13 protein-coding genes and 1 pseudogene are annotated in these 20,406 nt (G+C 74.8%); 7 read left to right on the forward strand and 7 right to left on the reverse strand.

What is annotated here, in order from left to right; all coding sequences use genetic code 11:
* Window positions 1–135: 135 nt before the first annotated feature.
* A complete protein-coding gene (locus tag JWR81_RS28920) occupies window positions 136–2,784 on the reverse strand; it encodes a SpoIIE family protein phosphatase (RefSeq protein WP_297659881.1) in 2,649 nt (882 codons plus the stop codon).
* A 48-nt stretch (window positions 2,785–2,832) separates the two neighbouring features.
* Window positions 2,833–3,198: a hypothetical protein gene (locus JWR81_RS28925; RefSeq protein WP_297659884.1), complete on the reverse strand. Its 366-nt coding sequence runs from the start codon at window positions 3,196–3,198 to the stop codon at window positions 2,833–2,835.
* 66 nt (window positions 3,199–3,264) lie between these two features.
* Between JWR81_RS28925 and hrpB the strand changes: the two genes are divergently transcribed.
* From hrpB to JWR81_RS28940, 3 genes are read left to right on the forward strand one after another with little or no spacing between them, the layout of a single operon-like run.
* Window positions 3,265–5,775, forward strand: a complete 2,511-nt coding sequence (gene hrpB / locus JWR81_RS28930; RefSeq protein WP_297659888.1) for an ATP-dependent helicase HrpB — start codon at window positions 3,265–3,267, stop codon at window positions 5,773–5,775.
* 32 nt (window positions 5,776–5,807) lie between these two features.
* Window positions 5,808–6,239: a DUF6319 family protein gene (locus JWR81_RS28935; RefSeq protein WP_297659891.1), complete on the forward strand. Its 432-nt coding sequence runs from the start codon at window positions 5,808–5,810 to the stop codon at window positions 6,237–6,239.
* 34 nt (window positions 6,240–6,273) lie between these two features.
* Window positions 6,274–7,704, forward strand: a complete 1,431-nt coding sequence (locus JWR81_RS28940) for an SDR family oxidoreductase (RefSeq protein ID WP_297659896.1) — start codon at window positions 6,274–6,276, stop codon at window positions 7,702–7,704.
* A 95-nt stretch (window positions 7,705–7,799) separates the two neighbouring features.
* Here the strand turns inward: JWR81_RS28940 and JWR81_RS28945 are convergent, their stop codons facing one another.
* Entirely contained in the window at window positions 7,800–9,770 is a 1,971-nt protein-coding gene (locus tag JWR81_RS28945) for an ABC transporter ATP-binding protein (RefSeq protein ID WP_297659899.1), read from the reverse strand.
* A gap of 99 nt (window positions 9,771–9,869) precedes the next feature.
* Here JWR81_RS28945 and JWR81_RS28950 point away from each other — a divergent pair, with 99 nt between their 5' ends.
* Window positions 9,870–10,727 (forward strand): metallophosphoesterase, encoded by an 858-nt coding sequence (locus JWR81_RS28950; protein ID WP_297659903.1) that lies wholly within the window; start codon window positions 9,870–9,872, stop codon window positions 10,725–10,727.
* A gap of 57 nt (window positions 10,728–10,784) precedes the next feature.
* Here JWR81_RS28950 and JWR81_RS28955 read toward each other — a convergent pair whose 3' ends face one another.
* From JWR81_RS28955 to JWR81_RS28965, 3 genes are read right to left on the reverse strand one after another with little or no spacing between them, the layout of a single operon-like run.
* Entirely contained in the window at window positions 10,785–11,942 is a 1,158-nt protein-coding gene (locus JWR81_RS28955) for a CaiB/BaiF CoA-transferase family protein (protein ID WP_297659906.1), read from the reverse strand.
* Between the two features lie 20 nt (window positions 11,943–11,962).
* Window positions 11,963–14,875 carry an HAD-IB family hydrolase gene (locus JWR81_RS28960; protein WP_297659908.1) on the reverse strand — a complete coding sequence of 971 codons (2,913 nt, stop codon included), beginning with the start codon at window positions 14,873–14,875 and terminating at the stop codon, window positions 11,963–11,965.
* The gene (locus tag JWR81_RS28965; protein WP_297659910.1) at window positions 14,862–17,123 is read right to left on the reverse strand and encodes a glycerol-3-phosphate 1-O-acyltransferase; all 2,262 of its coding nucleotides are present in this window, start codon (window positions 17,121–17,123) and stop codon (window positions 14,862–14,864) included. Before JWR81_RS28965 ends, JWR81_RS28960 begins: the two co-directional genes overlap by 14 nt.
* Window positions 17,124–17,349: 226 nt before the next feature.
* On the opposite strand from JWR81_RS28965, the gene JWR81_RS28970 reads away from it, so the two are divergent.
* The 3 genes from JWR81_RS28970 (at window position 17,350) to JWR81_RS28980 (ending at window position 19,933) form a co-directional block, all read left to right on the forward strand.
* The gene (locus JWR81_RS28970; RefSeq protein ID WP_297659913.1) at window positions 17,350–17,565 is read left to right on the forward strand and encodes a hypothetical protein; all 216 of its coding nucleotides are present in this window, start codon (window positions 17,350–17,352) and stop codon (window positions 17,563–17,565) included.
* Window positions 17,566–17,575: 10 nt separating this feature from the next.
* On the forward strand, window positions 17,576–18,721 hold the full coding sequence (locus JWR81_RS28975; protein WP_297659916.1) for a flotillin family protein: 1,146 nt from the start codon (window positions 17,576–17,578) through the stop codon (window positions 18,719–18,721).
* A 96-nt stretch (window positions 18,722–18,817) separates the two neighbouring features.
* Window positions 18,818–19,933 (forward strand): glycosyltransferase, encoded by a 1,116-nt coding sequence (locus JWR81_RS28980; protein ID WP_297659920.1) that lies wholly within the window; start codon window positions 18,818–18,820, stop codon window positions 19,931–19,933.
* A gap of 202 nt (window positions 19,934–20,135) precedes the next feature.
* Here the strand turns inward: JWR81_RS28980 and JWR81_RS28985 are convergent.
* Window positions 20,136–20,406: pseudogene (locus JWR81_RS28985) on the reverse strand (hypothetical protein); the annotation flags it as partial.

The raw sequence follows: 20,406 nt of genomic DNA on the forward strand, positions 1-20,406 counted from the left end.
CGCCGCGACGACGACGGCCCGGGCCAGAGCCCGCCGCGCCGAGCTGGACGCCTGAGTCCGCCGGCTCCGGCCGCGGCCGGCCCGCCCGAGCCGTTCGCGCGCGAGGTGCGCAACGGGCGGGCGAATCCGGCGAGGTCACTGGGGCGGGGCCACCGTGAACCGCACCACCGTGCCGTGGTCCGAACCCTCGACGGTGGCGTCCACGCCGATCCGGTCGATGATCAGCAGTCCGCGGCCGCGATGCCCCGGGTCGACGGGCCGGGGGCGCCAGTGGCCGCCGTCGCGGACCTCGACCGCGACGGCGCCGTCCGCGGTCATGGCCACGCGGTAGCCGACCTCGCCGGGCGTCCGGCCGAGGTAGGCGTGCTCGACGCCGTTGGCCAGCGCCTCGCCGAGGGTCAGCTGCAGGTCACCGAGCTGGTCGTCGGGGAGCGCGGCCGCGCCGGCCCACGCATGGATCTCCCGCCGCACGCGGGCCAGCTCACCGGGCTCGGCGGGACGGGTGTTCTCCAGCGGCGCGGGGAGCAGCCGGATCACGACGAGCGCGACGTCGTCGGCGGGCCCGCCACCCAGGCAGTGCGCCAGCAGCCCGGACGCGAGGTGCTCGGGGCCGAGGTCGCGCAGGTCGGCCACCGCACGCCGCAGCCGGTCGAGCCCGGCGTCGACGTCCTCGCCGCGACGCTCCACGAGCCCGTCGGTGTAGAGGACGACGCTCGACCCCGGTTCCAGCACCACGCGTTCCTCGGTGAACGGGGGCCGCCCGCGCACACCGAGCACGGTGCCCGACCCGCCGAGCAGGAACCGCGCACCGGACCCGTCCACCACCAGCGCCGGGACGTGCCCCGCCCGTGCCCAGCACAGCTCGCCGGTGGCGCGGTCGAGGACCCCGCAGCTCACGGTGCTCGCCCTGGCGCCGTCGACGCGCCGGGCGAAGCGGTCGAGCCGCTCCAGCGCCTCGGCCGGGCCGTGGTCGTCGAGCAGGTAGGCCGCGAGCGCGCTGCGCAGCTGCCCCATCACGCCGGCGGCGTGCGGGCCGTGACCGACGACGTCGCCCACGACGAACGCGACCCTGCTGCCCGCGCCGTCACCGCTGCCCGTGCCCGCACCGCCGTCGTCGAGCGGGATGACGTCGTACCAGTCGCCGCCGGCCTCGGTGCCACGTCCGGCGGGCAGGTAGCGCGTGGCGACCGCGAGACGCTCGAGCCCGGGCGACGCCGCCGGGAGCAGCACGCGCTGCAGGGTCACGGCCACCTCGTGCTCGGCCTGCTGCAGGCGGGCCCGGTCGAGTGCCTGCGCGCCCTGCCCCGCAACCGTCACCAGCAACGACCGTTCGGCGGCCGCAGGCGGGTCGCCCTTCCAGACGATGCCGAGGCTGCCGACGCGCCCGCCCGCCACGTGCAGCGGGATCACGGAGTGCACGGGGTAGGGCTCCTCCGGCGCGCCCCAGGCCGCGCCCGACGCCACGGACCAGTCCGGGGCGCTGCGATCGGCCGCGAGCGGGCCGGTGCCGGCCAGCCGTCGCGGGGCGTTGCGGGGGAACCCGACGGCGGCGACCACGTCGAGGTGGACGTCCTGCTTCTCCTCGCCGCGCACCGCGACGACCACGGCCACGGCGCCGGCCGTCACGGCCTGCTCGACGATCACCGCCGCCACGGCCCGCATGTCGACGGCCGCCGAGAGCGCGGCGAGCGCGGCGCCCAGCCGCACGGCGTCGCGGCGGGCGTCGCTCTCGGCCTGCAGCAGGCGGGACCGGGCCACGGCCTGCCCGCACTGCTCGGCGAGCGCGGCGGCCGTCGCGAGCTCCTCGGCGCCGAGCTCGCGGGCCTGCGGGAAGCCGACCGCGAGTGACCCCAGCCCCTCTCCTGCCACCACCAGCGGCCACACGGCCAGTCCCCGATAGCCGCTCGCCGCGACGACGTCCTGCAGGTGGGGGTAGTCGCGCTCCCAGTCCTCCGGGCACTCCAGCAGTACCGGGCGGCGGTCCCGGGCCGCGTCGGCGACGGGCATCTCCCCGACCAGGGGCAGCGCCGTCCAGTCGCGGACGACCGTGGGGTCCCAGCCGTCCATCGCGGCGGCGCGCAGGGTGTCGCCGTCCCGCTCCCAGATCGCGACCGCCGGGCTGGCGAGCAGCCGGGCGAGGTGCCGCCGGGTGACGTCGACGACCTGGTCCGGGGTGGCGGCAGCCGACAGGTCGGCGGTGGCCCGCTGCAGCAGGTCGAGCCGCCGGGCGGTGGCCCGCTCCTCCGCGAGCGGGCCGGCGGGGCGCGCGACCGGGTCGAGCAGGGCCCCCGCCTGGGCGGCGACCGCGTCGAGGAAGCGCCGCTGCTCGCCGTCCGGTTCCTCGTCGTCCGGCGCGGTGGCCGACCCCAGCACGAGCACCCCGAGCGGCCCGGACGCGCCGCGGAGCGGCAGGAGCACCGCCCGTCGCGCGGCCCGGTCGCCCGAACCGGCGGGCAGGTCACCGAAGCGGTCACGCAGTCCGTCGAGCACGACCGGGTGCTCGAGGGCCGCGTCGAGCGGCCACTGCCCGGCGTTCACCCCGATCAGCCCGACGGCGTCGGCCCAGCCGTCCGGCCGCAGCAGGTGCAGGGCGACGAACGCGATGTCGGGCTCGGCACGCGACAACGTGGCCGTGACCAGCTCGCACGTGCGGGCGAGGTCGCGCTGCCGGGTGCCGTGACCGATCAGCTCCTGCAGCACGGCGAGGCGGCGCTGGGCGGGGGTGCCGCGGGCCGGATCGGCGTCACCGAAGAGCGGCGTCACCCTGCTCGACCCGGCGCTCACGTCGGGAGCCTGCCGTCCCGCCGGCGCCGGGGCAAGCGGGGCCGCCTGTCAGGACGTGCGGGCCGCGAGCAGACCGAGCAGGTTCAGCGCCCCCCACCCCACGCCGACGCCGATCGCCTTGCGCTTGGCGTCGTCGCTCTCGTTGCGGCTGACGGCGAAGGTGAGGGCGTCGCCGAGGTCGGCGGCGATGCGGGCCCCGATCGCCAGCCGCAGCGCCGGACCCGCGGGGGCGAGCGCCATGGCCAGGCCGTTGGCGATGTCGCGCACGCCGACGGCGCGCACGAGGATCGACACGGGCGCCGGCGGCTCGTCCCCGGACAGGCCTGCGGGCTTCGCGAGAATCGCGGGCTCGACGAGCGTGGACAGGCCGTAGACGGCGGTGAGCGCGCCGAGCGTGCGGGGCAACCAGGTCATGGACGGAGCCTGGCAGCCCGGCCGGTTCCCCGCGCGCCGGCCCGGTCTCGTGCAGACTGCCGGTCGATGCACCTCCCCGATCTCCCCGACCTCCCCGTGCGCGCGGCGCTCGGGGACGTCACGGCCGCGCTGGCCGAGCACGGCACCGCGGTGCTCGTCGCCCCGCCGGGCACGGGCAAGACGACGCTGGTGCCGCTCGCGCTCGCGGCCGCCGTCCACGGTCGGGTGCTCGTGGCCGAACCCCGCAGGCTGGCCGCCCGGGCCGCGGCGGCACGGATGGCGTCGCTGCTCGGTGAGCCGGTCGGGGCGACCGTCGGATACGCGGTGCGCGGCGACCGGAAGGTCTCGGCAGGCACGCGCGTGGAGGTAGTGACGTCCGGGCTGCTGCTGCGCAGGCTCGGAGGTGACCCCGAGCTGGCCGGCGTCTCCGCGGTGCTGCTCGACGAGTGCCACGAGCGTCACCTCGACGCCGACCTCCTGCTCGCCCTGCTGCTCGACGCCCGCGACGGGCTGCGCCCGGACCTGCAGCTGCTCGCGACCTCGGCCACCGTGGCGACGCCGCGCCTCGCCGCGATCCTCGGCGACGCGCCGGTCCTGGAGGTGCAGGCGCGGACGTTCCCCGTCGACGTCCGGTACGCGCCCCCCGCACGCGGGGAGCGGATCGAGGCCTGCGTGGCCCGCGCCGTCCGCGCCGCGCTCGCCGACGGTGACGGCGACGTGCTCGCCTTCCTGCCGGGGGTCGCGGAGATCCGCCGGACCGCGGCGGCGCTGTCCGGCATCGACGCCGACGTCCTCCCCCTGCACGGCCGGTTGCCTGCGGCGGAGCAGGACGCGGCGCTGCGCCCCGGTCACCGGCGGCGGGTCGTGCTGGCCACCGCCGTCGCGGAGTCGAGCCTGACCGTGCCCGGGGTCCGGGCCGTCGTGGACGCCGGGTTGGCCCGCGTCCCGCGCGTCGACCACCGGCGCGGGATGGCGGGGCTCGTCACCGTGCGGGTGTCGGCCGCCGTGGCCGACCAGCGCGCGGGCCGGGCCGGCCGCGAGGCCCCCGGCCGGGTCCTCCGGTGCTGGCCGGAGGGCGAGCTGCTGCCGCGCTATCCCGAGCCCGAGATCCGCACCGCCGACCTCACCCGCCTCGCCCTCGACCTCGCCGACTGGGGTACCCCCGACGGCGCGGGGCTGCGCTGGTGGGACGCCCCGCCGCAGGGCCCGCTGCACGCGGGGCAGGAGGTGCTGCGCGCGCTCGGCGCCCTCGACCGCGGCGGCAGCACCGGCGATCACGAGGTCGGCGGCAGCCGGGGATGGACGATCACGGACCGGGGCCGCCGGATGGCGGGCCTCGGTCTGCACCCCCGCCTCGCCCGCGCCCTGCTCGACGGCACCGACGCCGTCGGACCGCGGCTGGCCGCCGAGGTGGTGGCCCTGCTCGACGACGACACCCTGACCCAGGGCGTCGAGATGGACGGGGAGCTGGCGAGGCTGCGCAGCGGCTCGGCCCCGGGCGCGGGCCGCTGGCGGGCGGAGGTGGCGCGGCTGCAGCGGCAGATCCCCACGAGCCGTGCCGGAGCGCCCTCCGCAGGACGCTCCCGTAGCGACGACCACGATCATGGTGCCGCCGCGCTGGTCGTCGCCCTCGCCCAGCCCGAGCGGCTGGCCCGTCGCCGCTCCCCCGGCTCTCCGCTCTACCTCATGGCGGGCGGCACCGCCGTCGAGCTGCCCGCCGGGAGCCCCCTCGCCGCGCAGGAGTGGCTCGCCGTCGCCGACGCCGAGCGCACCCCCGGGGCCCAGAACGGGCGGGTGCGCCTGGCCGCGGTCACCGACCGCGAGACCGCCGAGCTCGCCGCGCCCGCCCTGCTGTCCGACGCCGAGGAGGTGGCCTGGTCCGACGGTGACGTCGTCGCCCGGCGCGTCCGACGGCTCGGGGCGATCGTGCTGGAGGAGCGCCCGCTCGCCCGCCCGGACCCGGCGTCCGTCCGCGCCGCCCTGCTCGACGGCCTGCGCGCCGAGGGGCTCGGCCTGCTGCGCTGGACCCCGCATGCCCGCGCGCTGCGCGCACGGATCGCGACGCTGCACCGGGTGCTCGGCGACCCCTGGCCCGACGTCTCCGACGCCGGCCTGCTCGCCGACACCGACCGCTGGTGGACCGGCCCGCTCACCGCGGCCCGCCGGCGCGCCGACCTGGCGCGCGTCGACGCCGCGGCCGTGCTCCGGTCGCTCCTGGACTGGAGGATCGCGGGGCGGCTGGACGAGCTCGCGCCCGAGCGCATCGAGGTGCCGTCCGGCTCGCGGGTGGCGCTGGACTACTCCGGTGACGAGCCCGTGCTCGCCGTCCGGCTGCAGGAGGTGCTGGGCTGGACCGCCACCCCCACCGTCGCGGACGGCCGGCTGCCGGTGGTGCTGCACCTGCTCTCGCCCGCCGGGCGGCCCGCCGCGGTCACCGCGGACCTCACGTCCTTCTGGACGAACGGCTACCCCCAGGTGCGCGCCGAGCTGCGCGGGCGGTACCCGAAGCACGACTGGCCTGCGGACCCTGTGGCGGCCACCCCGTCGCGCCGGCCCCGACGATCACCCCGTCCATGATCGCTCGAACGCGTGTTCTAGCCTGTCCGACCGTGGACGACACGCAGAGCACCGGCCCGGTCACGGAGCCCACCCCGACGGCCCCCGCGGCCGACAGCGCCGCCGTCGACAGCGCCGCCGTCGACAGCGCAGCCGTCGAGTCCCCGCCCAAGCGCGGCCGCGGCCGTCCCAAGGGCTCCTCCACCGCACGCACCACGCGCACCGTGGAGCTGACGCTCACCGTCAGCGGCACCGCCGACGGCGAGTGGCAGGCCGAGCTCAAGCAGGGCACCTCGTGGATCCAGCGCGGCCTGCCCGTCACGGCCGCGTCCGTGCTGCGTGCCGCCCAGGAGCTGCACGAGCAGCTCGCCGAGCCGATCGACGCCGTCATCGGCGCCGCCCGGGAGCAGCGCGCGGCCAAGGTCGCGGCCCTGGAGGCCGAGCTGGAGCAGGCCAAAAAGGCACTCGCCGAGATGGAGGGCTGAAGCACCTCGTCAGGGCCCCCGTACTCTGACGGGCGTGACGGCCATCGATCCCGACAAGCTGCGCACCTGCCTCCAGGTGATCGCCGACGTCGAGGGTCTGCCGCCCGAGCACCCCGACGCGGTGGTGCTCCGGCGGGCCACGGCGAGCCTCTGGAAGTCGGTCAAGATCGCCCGCCGGCACGCCAAGCGGGACGCGATCGCCGCCGCCGACGACGCCGTCACCGCGGCCACCGCCACCGGTGCGCCCGGCCGCATCGACGACGAGACGCAGGGCCTGCCGCTGGTCTCCGCGGCCGTCGGCGCCACCGCGGGCACGCTGCTGCGCTCGCGCGCCTGCTACACCTGCAAGAACCGCTACACGGTGGTCGACGCGTTCTACCACCAGCTCTGCCCCGGGTGCGCCGCGCTCAACCGGGCCAAGCGCGACGCCCGCACCGACCTCACCGGCCGCCGCGCCCTGCTCACCGGTGGCCGCGCGAAGATCGGCATGTACATCGCGCTGCGGCTGCTGCGCGACGGCGCCCACACCACCATCACCACCCGCTTCCCCAACGACGCCGTGCGCCGTTTCGCCGACATGCCCGACAGCGCCGAGTGGCTGCACCGGCTGCGCGTGGTCGGCATCGACCTCCGCGACCCCGCGCAGGTCGTCGCGCTCGCCGACACCGTGGCCGAGCAGGGCACGCTCGACATCCTCATCAACAACGCCGCCCAGACGGTCCGCCGCTCGCCCGGCTCGTACTCCGCACTCGTCGAGGCCGAGCGCACCCCGCCCCCGGAGCTGCTCGACGGCCGCGTCGACGTCGTCACGTTCGACCACGTCAGCGACGCGCACCCGGCGGCTCTCGCGGGCAGCCTGGCCGAGCAGCACACGCCCCACGCGGTGACGGAGCTGGCGCTCGCCGCCCGCAGTGCGTCGCCGGAGCGGATCGCCGCCGGCACCGCCATCGACGCCGGCGGCCTGCTGCCCGACACGGCATCGGTCAACAGCTGGACCCAGCGCGTGCACGAGGTCGACGCCCTCGAGCTGCTCGAGGTGCAGCTGTGCAACCAGACAGCGCCGTTCATCCTCATCAGCAGGCTGCGCCCGGCCATGGCCGCCTCTCCGGCGCGGCGCACCTACGTCGTGAACGTCTCGGCCATGGAGGGGCAGTTCAGCCGCGCCTACAAGGGCCCCGGGCACCCGCACACGAACATGGCGAAGGCCGCGCTGAACATGCTGACGCGTACCAGCGCGGGCGAGATGCTGGAGCGCGACGGCATCCTCATGACCGCCGTCGACACCGGCTGGATCACCGACGAGCGCCCGCACCCCACCAAGCTGCGCCTCGCCGAGGAGGGCTTCCACGCCCCGCTCGACCTCGTGGACGGGGCGGCCCGTGTCTACGACCCGATCGTGCGCGGCGAGGCCGGCGAGGACCTGCACGGCTGCTTCCTCAAGGACTACGACGTCAGCAGCTGGTAGGGCACCCGGCGACCGGTAGCTGTCGGCCGCGGGTTCGCGGTCGTCGTCACCGCACTCGCCTCCGGCTACACCTACGGGCCGTACGTCATCGTCGCTCAGGCGACCTTCTCCCCCGCGTCCTCCCCTGCGTTCCCGACGGCCGCGTTCCGGCTCACCAGCGTGGCGCCGTCCCGGAAGCGGACGCCGTCCTTGCACCGCGCCTCGACCTTCCCGCCGGCGAACTGTTCGGTGTAGAGCCGCGCGTACAGGCCGTCGAGCGCCAGCAGCTCCGCGTGGGTGCCGCGCTCCACCACCTGCCCGTTCTCGACGGCCAGGATCACGTCGGCCCCGAGGATCGTCGAGAGCCGGTGGGCGATGGCGATGGTGGTGCGGCGCTTCGTCGCGTTCTCCAGCGCCTGCTGCACGAGCCGCTCGCTGGTCGTGTCCAACGCGCTCGTGGCCTCGTCGAGGATGAGGATGCGGGGGTCCTTGAGCAGCACCCGCGCGATCGCGAGCCGCTGCTTCTCCCCGCCCGAGAGCCGGTAGCCGCGCTCGCCGACCACCGTGTCGTAGCCCTCGGCGAACGACACGATGCGGTCGTGGATGTTGGCCGCGCGCGCCGCCGCCTCCAGCTCCTCCCGGGTGGCGTCGGGCTTCGCGTAGCGCAGGTTGTCGGCGATCGTGGAGTGCAGCAGGAACGTGTCCTGGGTGACCATGCCGATCGCGTCCGCCACCGAGGCCTGGGTGAGCTCCTTCACGTCATGGCCGTCGATGAGCACCCGCCCACGGTCGACGTCGTACAGGCGCGGCACGAGGTAGGACAGCGTGGTCTTGCCGCCACCGCTGGGCCCGACGATCGCGGCGAGCTGGCCGGGCGCCACCGTGAACGACACGTCCTTCACGGCGTAGACACGGTCGGCCTCCGCGACCTCGGCCACCGGGGCCTGGCCCGCGACCTCACCGGCCGGGTAGGAGAACCACGCGCGGTCCAGCTCCACCCGCCCGGCGACGGTCGAGACGTCCAGCACCCGCGCGTCCGGCGCGTCGACGATGCGGGGTGTCAGGTCGAGGTAGTCGAAGATGCGGCCGAACAGCGCGAGCGACGTCTGCACGTCCAGCGAGACGCGCAACAGGTTGACCGTCGGGAACAGCAACCTCGTCTGCAGTGTGGTGAACGCGACGATCGTTCCTGCGGTGACCGCCGCGCCGCTGCCCAGGACGATGAGGATGCCGGCCACCAGGTAGACCAGCGCCGGGGTGATGCCGAGGAACGTCTGGACGACCGCGAAGAACGACTGGCCCGTCATGGCCTGGCGCACCTGCAGGTCCACCTGGCGGGCGTTCTCCTCGCGGTAGCGCTGGATCTCGTAGGACTGCCGGTTGAACACCTTCGCCAGCAGCACGCCCGACACCGACAGCGACTCCTCGGTGATCGCCGTCATGTCCGAGAGCGATTCCTGCGTGCGCCCGGCCAGCCTGCGCCGCACCCGGCCCACCCGGATCTGCAGCACCACGAACAGCGGGACCAACGCCACGGCGACGATCGTGAGCTGCCAGCTCAGGATGATCATCGCGACGAGCGCGGCCACCACCGTCACGACGTTGCCGAGGATGGAGCTGGCCGTCTCGCTGAGCACCGACTGCACGCCGCCCACGTCGTTGGCCAGCCGCGACTGGATCGCGCCCGTGCGGGTGGCGGTGAAGAACGACAGGTCCATGCGCTGCAGGTGCTCGAACAGCCGGCTGCGCAGGTCGGCCATCACGCGGTTGCCCAGCAGGGTGGTCTCGTAGGTCTGGAACACCCCGATCAGCGCCGACACCACCGGCACGGCGACCATGCCGCCCACCAGCCACGCGAGCAGCGACAGGTGCACGCCGCTGTGGTCGAGGGGGAAGAGGGCACGGTCGAACACGGCCTGGGTGAGGAACGGCGTGACGATGCCCAGCCCGCTGGACAGCAGCACGGCCACGACGATGAGCACGAGGCTCGCGCGGTAGGGCGTGAACAGCGTCCACACCCGCCCGCCCAGCCCCGAGTCGCTCCGGCCGCCCCCAGCCGTCGTCGACCTCCGGTCGCTGGCAGCCATGGTCGACCTCCGGTCAGTGGCACCACCGTCCGCGGTGCAGGCGGAAAGTATGTCGGTGCATCCGTGCACGCCGCGCGTCCACGGCGCAGGATGTGCGGAGTGCCGGAACCCACCCACACGCTGATCCAGATCACCGACCTGCACATCGGGCCCCACGGGCCGCGGGAGGGCGGCGGGATCGACACCCACCCGGTCGTGGCCAACGCCCTGCAGGTGGTCGAGGGATCGGGGCTGCGCCCGGCGGCGCTCGTGCTCACCGGCGACCTCGCCGACCACGGCTCGGCCCAGGAGTACCGGCGGCTCCGCGAGCTCGTGGAGCCGGTGGCCGAGCGGATCGGCGCCGCCGTCGTCCACGTCGCGGGCAACCACGACGACCGCGCGACGCTGCGGGAGCACCTGCTCGACGACGACAGCGACGACTCGTCACCGCTCGACCACGTCGTCCGGTTCGGGGACCTGCGGATCGTGGTGCTCGACAGCACCGTGCCCGGCCGCGCCTACGGCGAGCTGCGCCCCGGGCAGCTGGAGTGGCTGCGCGCCGAGCTGGCCACCCCGGCCCCCGCCGGCACCGTCCTGGCGCTGCACCATCCACCGCTGCCCAGCCCGTCCCCGCTCACGGCGGCGATGGAGCTGCAGAACCGCGCCGAGCTGGCCGCGGCCGTCATCGGCTCGGACGTGCGGATCGTGCTGGCCGGACACACGCACGTCGTCAGCGCGGGCGCGATCGCCGGCATCCCGGTCTGGACGGGCGGCGCCGCACCGTTCCTCTCCGACTCGCTGGCCCCGACAGGCGGGGCCCGCACCCTGCGGATGCCGACGATCAGCCGCATCGACCTGTTCACCGACGCCGTGATCGCGACCGCCGTGCCGCTGGAGGGGGAACAGCTGGCCGTGGCCCCGGCGAAGGCGGTGGCGGCGGAGACGAAGCGGATGCTGGCACAGCTGCCCCGCCGCTGAGACCGACGCCGACGCCGAGCGCACGCTCAGCGTGGTTACGGGGCCCGCCGACCACCGTCAGGGTGCGGTCGGTGCCTGCGGGTCGGGTTCATCGAGCCAGCCGAGGATCTGCTCCGTGTGCTCCCCCACCGCGGGGACCGGGTCGAGGCGCGGCGGACGGCCGGGCAGGGTGATCGGCGGGAGCAGGGTGCGCAGCGGGCCCACGGGCGACCCGACCTCCACCCACCGCTCGCGGGCGGCCAGCTGCGGGTGCTCGAGCACCTCGGCCACCTCGCGGCGGCGCCCGTAGGCGATGCGGGCGTCGGCGAGCCGCCCGGTGAGCTGCTCCCCGGTGAGCGTGGCCAGCACCGTGTCGATCTCGGTGTGCAGGGCGGGCCGGTGCTCGACGCGCCGGGCGCCGGTGTCGAAGCGCGGGTCGACGGCCAGCTCCGGGCGGCCCAGCACGGCGGCGCAGAAGGCCACCCACTCGCGCTCGTTCTGGATGCCGATGACGACCTCGGTGCCGTCGCCCGCGGCGAACGTGCCGTAGGGGGCGATGGCCGCGTGGCTCGTGCCCTGCCTGCGCGGTGGCGCGCCCGAGCCTGCCGTGTACAGCAGCGGGAAGCCCATCCACTCGACCAACGCGTCGAACAGGCTGATCTCCAGGTGCGTGCCCACACCCGTGCGCTCCCGGTCGTAGAGGGCGGCCAGGATGCCGGAGAACGCGTACATGCCCGCTCCGATGTCGGCCGCCGGGATGCCGGCCTTGGCGGGCTCGTCCTCGCTCCCGGTCACCGACACGAGCCCCGCCTCGGACTGGATGAGCAGGTCGTAGGCCTTCGCGTCGCGGTAGGGGCCGTCGGGGCCGTAGCCGGAGATGGAGCAGGTGATCAGCCGCGGATACCGCTCCCGCAACGCGTCGGCCCCCAGTCCCAGGCGCTCGGCCGCTCCGGGCGCGAAGTTCTGGACGAACACGTCGGCGCGGGCGATCAGCCGCATGATCGTGTCGTGGTCGGCCTTGAGGTCGAGCGCGATGCTCTCCTTGGATCGGTTGAGCCAGACGAAGTGGCTCGACATGCCCTGCACCGTGGCGTCGTAGGCACGGGCGAAGTCTCCGTCCCCCGGCCGTTCCACCTTGATCACCCGCGCGCCCAGCTCCGCGAGCTGGCGGGTGGCGAACGGCGCGGCCACGGCCTGTTCGCAGGACACGACGAGAACACCCTCGAGCGGCAGCACCACCCGATCATGCCCCGCGCTCACCCGCCCAGCGCCACCACCTCGTCCAACCCGGCCTGCAGCCCCTCGACCAGCAGCGCAGGGTCCGTGACGGCGGCCGGGTCGAGGTTGATCCCGATGCAGCACGTGCCGTCGTGGGTCAGCAGCGTGATCATCGCGGCGCAGCCGGGCAGCGGACCGAACGGGTACATGCGCGTGATCCGCGCGCCCGCGATCCACACCGGGTGCGCGACACCGGGCAGGTTGCTGGCCTGCACGTCGTTGGCCGCGGTCATCCGGCCCGACATCGCCCCGACGACCACGCCCGGCAGCAGCTGCAGGGCTGGTGCCAGCAGGCCGACCGCGTCGACGGCCGCACCCGCGCGGGCCTCAAGGACGAACTGACGCACCGCCCTGATGCGGGCGGCGGGGTCGGGCTCGTCGAGGGGGCCGGCGAGGCGGGCGCCGGTGAACCGGTTGCCGCCCTGCGGGTCGTCCTGGGTGCGCAGGCTGATCGGGATGCCGATGGGCAGCGTCGTGACACCGGGCGCGCCCATCTCCTGGTGGTAGCGGCGGAACCCGCCGAGCACGGCGGAGAGGAACCCGTCGTTGAGCGACCCACCGCCGGCCTTCGCTCCGGCCTTGAGCGCCGCGAGCGGCACCTCCAGCACCTCGAAGTGCCACTCGCCGCTGCGGCCGGTCAGCAGCGGCGACCCGGCCGGCGCCGGCTCGACCACGCGCCCGAGCGCCCGGACGGTGTCCACCGCCCGCGAGGCCGCCGACAGTGGCCGCGACAGAGCCCCGAGCATCCCCACCCCGCGACGCAGCGCGTGCCCGGGCGCGGCACGGACCGTCCGCTCGATCTGCTCGGCCAGCAGCCCCACCGGCGTGGAGGCCTGCGCGGCGGCGGCCGCCGGCGGCTCGGGCCGGGCCGGGTCGTGCTCGGCGGCGGTGCTGTGCAGCTGCCCCATCAGCTGCACGGCCCCGAGTCCGTCGGTGGCGGAGTGGTGCGTGGTGACGACGTAGCCGGCCCGCCCGCCCTCCACGCCCTCGACGAGCAACGTGCGCCACAGCGGCCGCTCGCGGTCGAACGGGGCGGCCGCGAACTCGGCGGTGACGTCGAGCAGCTGCCGCATCGAGCCGGGCGCGGGCAGGTGGACGCGGGCGAGGTGCTGGTCGAGGTCGAGCTCGTCGACCGTCACCCACGTGGGCACGCCGACACCCAGCGCCGGGTCGAGGACGCGCTGGCGCATCCGCGGCACCATCCGCGACGCCCACTCGTGCGCCGCCCGCATCCGTGCCCAGTCGGGCGCGTGGTCGAGCATCTCCAGCAGGGTCACGTTGGAGCGCAGCCGCGGGTCGGCGGTCTCGCCGCGCCACATGGCCGTCTCCAGCGGGTTCATCTCGGTGGCGGTGCCCCAGTCCAGCGGCGCGTCCACGGGCCCCGACGGCCCGTTGGTGACGGCCACCCGCCCTCCGGTGCGCGGGGTGGCCCAGCCGGACAGGGTCTCGACGTAGAGGTCACGGACCTCCTCGACGTGCTTGTCGAGATCCTCGACCGTCCACCCGTCGGTGGACACCGGCGGCAGGACCGTGACCTGCACGGTGCCCTCCCGCACGGTCGACGCGCCGCGCCACATCAGCTCGCCGGCGTTGCGGATGACGATGGGCACGATCGGCACGCCCGCCTGCATGGCGACGTGGAACGCGCCCTTCTTGAACCGGCCCAGCGCCGGGGTGGCCGAGCGGGTGCCCTCCGGGGCGACGACCAGGGAGATCCCCTCGCGCAGGCGCTGCACGGCGGGCTCCAGCGCGGCCTTCGCGGACGCGGTGTCGGTGCGGTCGACGAACGCGACGTCGGCCAGCCGGAACGCGAGCCCGAACCCCGGGATGCTCGCCGCCTCCTTCTTCGCGACGGCCGAGAACCCGCTGCGCAGCAGCTTCGCGATGATGATGACGTCGAGCTGGCTCTGGTGGTTGAACAGGAACACCGCGGGCCGGGAGTCGACGAGATGCTCCGCGCCGCGGACGTCCACCTTGACGCCGGCCAGCGCCGTGCCGAACTCGCCGCCGAGGGTGAGTGCGAGATCGACCGCATCGCGCCGCGTACCGGCCCCCACCAGCGCGTTCACCGCCCCGACGACGAGACCGGTGCCGAAACCGCCGAGCGTGCCGCCCACCGCGCCGACCGTCCGCGCGATCTCCCGCGCCCCCGGACGGCCGCGCGGACGGAAGTGCGCCACCGGCCAGCTCTTGCCCGCCGCCTCCGCCGCCAGCCCGGGGCCGGGGTTGAGTGCGCGGGCCCGGCCGACCGTGCCGAGGAACGCCACGTCCTCGTCGCCGTTGGAGTACGCATAGCTGTCGATCATGTCGATGTCGTGGACGGCGCCGAACTCGCGCACGGCCGCTGCCTTGCCCTCCCGCCACAGCGGCGGCCCGCCCGGACGCCCGGTGCACAGCCCGTTCTCGAACTCCACCGGGGTCACCAGTACGTGCTCGACGCCCATCGCCTTCGCCGCGGGCTCCACCTGGAACCGCGTGGCCGACGACGCGAGCACCACGGTGTGGCCGGCACGCCGGTGCGCCTCCACCAGCCGCCACGCCTCGGGGTAGAGCGACCCGGCGACGCCCTGCTGCCAGAGCCGCTCCCCCAGCTGTGCCAGCTCGTCCTCGCTGCGCCCGGCCCACGACCGCATGCCGAGCAGGAAGAACTTCTCGAAGTCCTCCTCCGTGGTCACCCCGCGCATGCCGATCAGCAGCATCCGCCCGATGTCGGTGGGCGTGACGTGCCCGGAGCGCAGGTGATGGCGGGCGAACGCGCCGAGCGAGTAGCCGTCGATCAGCGTGCCGTCGAAGTCGAAGAACGCGGCGATCTCGGGCCCCTGCGGGCCGTTCTCGACGTCCGCGACGAGACGGGCCTCGTCCCAGTTGCTCCTTGCCTCAGGGCTCAACACCCACCACCTCCCGCCGCACCGCGGCGTCGATCTCATCGATCCTCCCGATCCGGGCGACCGCGCCGCGCAGCTGCGTCGCGAACACCTCCCGGCATTCGGCCAGCTCCTCGCGGCCGGGATCGACCAGGTCCCGGTTGGCCGCCAGCTTCAACGCGGACGCGAACAGCTCGCGCGACAGCGACTCGGGCCCGTGCAGTCTGCCCTGCAGCAGCATCTGCTGCCCCATGCCACCGCACTCGTCGAGGAAGTCCTTCTCCACGACGGGCGTGCGGGGGTCGCGGGCGGCCAGCCGCAGGGCGACGACGAGCTGCGCGTCGACGAACGACCGCAGCACGCGGTGGGCGATGAGGAAGTCCGCCGCCGCCAGCGTCGCCTCCCCGTCGGCGCTCTCCCAGGACGCCCCGAGCCGGGCCAGCTCGGCGGTGAGCTGCTCGCGGTAGGTGTCGCGGTCGGGGAAGAAGAACTCGAACTTGAGCAGGTCCCGCAGCGTGAGCGCATGCTCCCAGCGGTCGGCGGGCTCCGACAGCAGCACCACCTCGGCGATGGCCCGGTCGACGAAGTGGTGGATCGCGCTGTTGCGGTAGAACGCGGCGATGAGGTGCTGGCCGCGCTCGATCGCGAACACCGGCTCCTCGCCGCCGGTGTAGGTCGTGACGACCTTGGACTGCGTCAGCGCCGCGAGCACCCGGCGGACGCCGGCGTCGCTGTGCAGCGCCTCCGACGACGCCACGAGGCAGCGCTTCTCGAGGTAGGTCTGCACGGGCTCCAGGACGCGCCGCACCTGCCCGAGCGTCAGCGCCCGGTCGCGGACACCCAGCAGCGCGAGCGTGACCAGCGCGGTGGCGACCACGGGCGTGACCCGGTTGATACCCACCGAGACCTCGAACGCCACCTTCTGCAGCGCGAGCCTGCGGGCGGTCTGGTCCTCGGGGTCGGCGGGAAGCGCGCCGCGCAGCGAGATGGGGTCGGCGAACCGGACGTACGCCGAGCCGATCGGCGACAGCTGCGCCTTCGCATACCGGGCGAGCCAGCCCAGGCCCTCGCCCTTCTTCGGCGCGCCGACCTGCTCGGCGGCCATCGCGGAGACCTCGCGCAACTGGTCATAGGTGATCGACACCGGCACCAGGTGGACGTCCTCGGTGCGGCCCTGCTCGACGGCCTCGGCGACGTTGGCCAGCAGCCCGTAGCGCGGCGGGCGGAGCTTGCCGGTGCGCGACCGACCGCCCTCCATGTACCACTCCATGTTGAAGCGCTTGGAGAGCAGGAACGCGAAGTACTCGCGCACGGCGAGCTTGTAGATCTCGTCGTCGCCGAAGCTGCGCCGGATGAACACGATCCCGGCGCGCTTGGCCAGCGGGCCCACCGGCCAGAAGCTCAGGTTGTCGCCACCGAGGACGTGGTTGCGGGGGAAGTCGTGCTCGGCGAGGACGTCGGCGAGCAGCAACGGGTCGGCGTAGGAGCGATGGCTGGGCAGGAACACGAGCGCGTGGCGCTTGTTGAGCTCGCGCAGCTTCTCCAGCCCCGCGTCGTCCACCTGGACGTCCCAGGCGCGGGAGTGCAGCGGCCGGAGCACACCGGTGAGCAGGTCGACCGCGGCCGGGCTCATCGAGGCGACGAGCCCGTGCAGGTCGGCGGCGGCGCGCTCGGCCACCTCGGCCTCGGGCAGCTCGAGCTTCGCGGCCAGCTCACGGACCTCGCGGCGGAACTCGGGGCTGCCCTCCACGGCCTCGACGATGTGCTTGGGCACCTTGTAGCGGTCGCCCACCAACGCGCGTTCGGCGCGCTCCAGCGCGAGACCGGCCTGGCGGGCGACGAAGTCACCGAACGCCACGTCACCGCCCGGGATCCGGCGGCCGAACCGCTGCCGGAGGTCGGCGACGGTCGCGGGCTCCGCGACGACCACCGCGGCCCGGTCGGGCTCTCGGCGCGCGATCCGGCCCTGCGCCCGGGCCGGCGGGTGCCGCGGGTTGGTCAGCGACAAGACGTCCGACCAGCGCACGCGACGCTGCCCGTTGCGCTCACGGGGCAGCCACGCCACCCGCACCGGCGCGACGACGGTGTCGTCGGACAGGCCCGCCAGCGGCTGGGCGAGCGCCGAGCCACGCACCGGCAGGACGGCGGCCGGTGCGATGCCGGCCTCGGACATCCAGGTCTTGACCAGCCTGCGTTCGACCTCGGTCACGGCGTCCACGAGCACGACGACCGGCCCCTCGGCGCCACCGATCCCGTCGAGCGATTCGTCGTCCATCTACTCCCCTCCCCGTTCTGCCCCCATCCTGTCCCATACGGTGACAGTGGTCACCCGAACGGGCAGCGCGGCCCGTCGCCGCCTGATCGCGGCGTGTCTCGCACCCTTCGTCCGGTCCGTCCCGGACGCAGGTCAAGTCTTGATCAAAAGGGGGTCCGGGGCGACGGGAGCAGGGCTACTTTCCGAAGTGCAGCGATGCGCCGTACGACCGAGAGGCGGTGGCCACGTGAGCCCGGACCCCTCCGCCGTGGGACGGATCGGACTGCTCACCCACGCGACACGCGGCCCGCACGGTGCGGGCGAGGTGCGGATCTCCATCCGGGGTGGATCGGAGATCTTCCTGGCCTGGTCCGACGACCCGCTGCCGAAGGGCACGACGGTGCTCGTCGTCGGCTCCCGCGGCGGCCGTGCGCTCGACGTCGTCGCGTGGACCGACCACTGAGGAGAAGCTGATGTTCGGTTACCGAGTTCCCGCACCCGACGAGGCGATGCTGATCTCCGGTGGCAAGGGCGGCGTGGGCGACAGCCCGTTCCGCGTCGTCACCGGCCACGGCGCGTTCGTCCTGCCGCTCTTCCGCAAGGCCAGCTTCCTGACGCTCGCGATGTGCGAGGCCGAGGTGGCGGAGGCGTGCGTGACGCGCCAGGCCATCGCGCTCAACGTCCGCGCCGTGATCGCGTTCAAGGTCGGCAACGACGACGAGAGCATCGTCAACGCCGCGCGGAGGTTCCTGTCCGACCAGGACCAGATGGCGATCCTGACCGGCCGGATCTTCGCCGGCCACCTGCGCTCGATCGTCGGCTCGATGACGGTCGAGGAGATCGTCACCGAGCGGCAGAAGCTCGCGGGGGAGGTGCTCGACGGATCCAAGGCCGAGATGGCCTCCCTGGGCCTGACCGTCGACTCGCTGCAGATCCAGTCGATCGACGACATGAACCTCGGCTACATCCAGGCGATGGCCGCCCCGCACAACGCGGCCATCCAGCGCGAGGCCCAGATCGCCCAGGCCAACGCCGACCAGGTGGCCGCCGAGGCCGCGCAGCAGTCCCAGCGCAAGCAGGCCGAGTACGCCCGGCAGACCGCCGTGATCCAGGCCCAGTACCGCGCCGAGATCGAGACCGCCCAGGCGGAGGCCGGCCAGGCCGGGCCGCTCGCGCAGGCCCAGGCCACCCGGCAGGTCATCGCGGTGCAGACCGAGCTGGCCCAGCGCGCGGCCGAACTGCGCCAACAGCAGCTCATCGCCGAGGTCGTGCGGCCGGCGGAGGCCGAGGCCGAGCGCGTCCGCATCCTGGCGAAGGCCGACGCGGAGAAGATGCGGATCCAGGCCGAGGCCGCCGCGTCCAACGACCGCGTTGCGCTGGACCGGATGCTCATCGACCAGCTGCCCGAGATCGTCAAGCAGGCGGCGAGCGGGCTGTCCGGCGCGAACGTCAACATCCTCAACGGCGCCGACGGGCTCGGCGAGATCGCCGCGGGGCTCGTGGGCCAGGGGCTGGCGATCCTCGACTCGGTCAAGAAGGCCACCAACTCACCCGTTCCGGACACGGAGCGCTCCCCTGACACCGACCGGGCGGAGGATCCGCGCGCGATCTCCTCCTGAGCGGAACCGGCAGCACCGGGGACGGTCACGCAGCGGTAGGGTCTGCGGCCGTCGGCACCCCGACAGGGTGATCAGCCCGAACCCACCGGAGAGCCCGTGAAGATCGCCCACCTCGTCCCCACCCTCCATCCCGGCGGCCCCGAGATCGGGCTGAGCGACCTGGCGGAGGGGGCGCGGGAGGTGGGGGTCGAGCTCGTCGTCGTCGCGATCGCCTCGACGTCGGAGACCAGCGAGCTGGGCGCGCTGCGCCGGGCCGGGGTGCCGGTGGCCGAGCTGGGGCTGGCCCCGTGGGACCCGCGGGCGGTCACGAAGACGGCCGCGCTGCTGCGGGAACGGAAGATCGACCTGGTGCACACGCACCTGCCGCAGGCCGACGTCGTCGGTGCCTCCGCCGCGTTGCGCAACCGCATCCCCGCGGTGTCCACGCTGCACCGCATCGAGGACCAGCCCGCCGACCGCCTCGACCGGCTCAAGCGCACCGCCCGGATCCTGGCGCGCCAGCGGTTCATGGCCCGCACGATCGCCATCTCGCAGGTGCAGCGCGAGTGGTACCGCAAGCTCGCCGGCCACGACCAGAACCTGCTGGTCGTGCCGAACGGGGTGGCCGACCCGGGGCCCGTCGACCCGGACGTCCGCGCCCGCCGGCGGGCGACGCTGGGGCTCGACGACCGCGACGTGCTGGCGCTGAGCAGCGCACCGATGCGCCGCGACCAGGGCCACGAGCTCATGCTGGACGCGCTGGAGGCCCTGCCGGACGGCCTCCCGCTGGTCGTCGCGCTCGCCGCCGACGGGCCGTTGCGCCCGTGGCTGGAGTCGCGGGTCGACGCCACGCCCGCGCTCGCCGCGCGGGTGCGCTTCCTGCACCGCAACCAGGGCGCCGAGCTGCTCGCGGCGTCGGACATCGTGCTGCACACGGCGCTCGTCGGGGCCCAGCCCACGGCGGTGCTGCGCGCGATGGCGGCCGGCCTGCCGACCATCGCCACGCGTGTCGGCGGCATCCCCGAGCTCGTCTCGCCGGGCACGGGCGTCCTCGTGCCGCTCGGCGCGGGCGCGCTCGCCGACGCGCTGGTCGGGCTCGCCGAGGACGCCGAGCGTCGCGAGCGCCTCGGGGCGGCCGCCCGCCACCGGTTCCTCGCGGGCTTCGAGGCCGTGGGGTGGGCGCGCCGGCTCAAGGAGGTGTACGCGTCGGTGCTGGACGGCGCGGCCGCCTGAAACCCGCCGCCTGAAACGCGCCTCCCGGACGTGCCCGACACCGGCGGAGTCCGGTTCGTCGAGGTCGACGAGGGCCGCAAGCACGCCCCGGAGGTGCACCGCCGTCGGTGCGCGATCACGCCCGGGGCGGTCGCCCGCAGGGAGCTCTCGTGGGACGGCCTGATGCGCGACCGCAGCGGGAGTATCCGCCCCGGGCCGTCGCTCAGCGCTTCACCGGCACCAGGCAGAGCACCGTGCCGGGCTGGCCCTCGACGCCCTGCCAGAACGAGCTCGTGGCGTCGGGGAAGTCGGAGCAGGCGAAGAGGCCGGAGTCGATCATGGTCTGGTCCTCCAGCTTGCCAGTGACCCTGAACTGGGCCGAGGGGTCCCCGCAGGCCACCACGCCGACCTGGCCCTGACCGGTCTGCGTCACGCAGCCGCCGACGGCGGCATCGACGGGAGCAGGCCGCCCGACGAGCAGCACCCAGCCGACG

It is taken from the genome of Pseudonocardia sp., assembly GCF_025965585.1.
In the GTDB taxonomy this organism is placed as follows: Bacteria; Actinomycetota; Actinomycetes; order Mycobacteriales; family Pseudonocardiaceae; genus Pseudonocardia.

Bases quoted from the DNA above. Each gene is read 5' to 3' on its own strand.
- JWR81_RS28945 (WP_297659899.1), bottom strand. From the start codon at position 9,770: ATGGCTGCCAGCGACCGGAGGTCGACGACGGCTGGGGGCGGCCGGAGC.
- JWR81_RS28965 (WP_297659910.1), bottom strand. From the start codon at position 17,123: ATGGACGACGAATCGCTCGACGGGATCGGTGGCGCCGAGGGGCCGGTC.
- hrpB (WP_297659888.1), top strand. From the start codon at position 3,265: ATGCACCTCCCCGATCTCCCCGACCTCCCCGTGCGCGCGGCGCTCGGG.
- JWR81_RS28925 (WP_297659884.1), bottom strand. From the start codon at position 3,198: ATGACCTGGTTGCCCCGCACGCTCGGCGCGCTCACCGCCGTCTACGGC.
- JWR81_RS28975 (WP_297659916.1), top strand. From the start codon at position 17,576: ATGTTCGGTTACCGAGTTCCCGCACCCGACGAGGCGATGCTGATCTCC.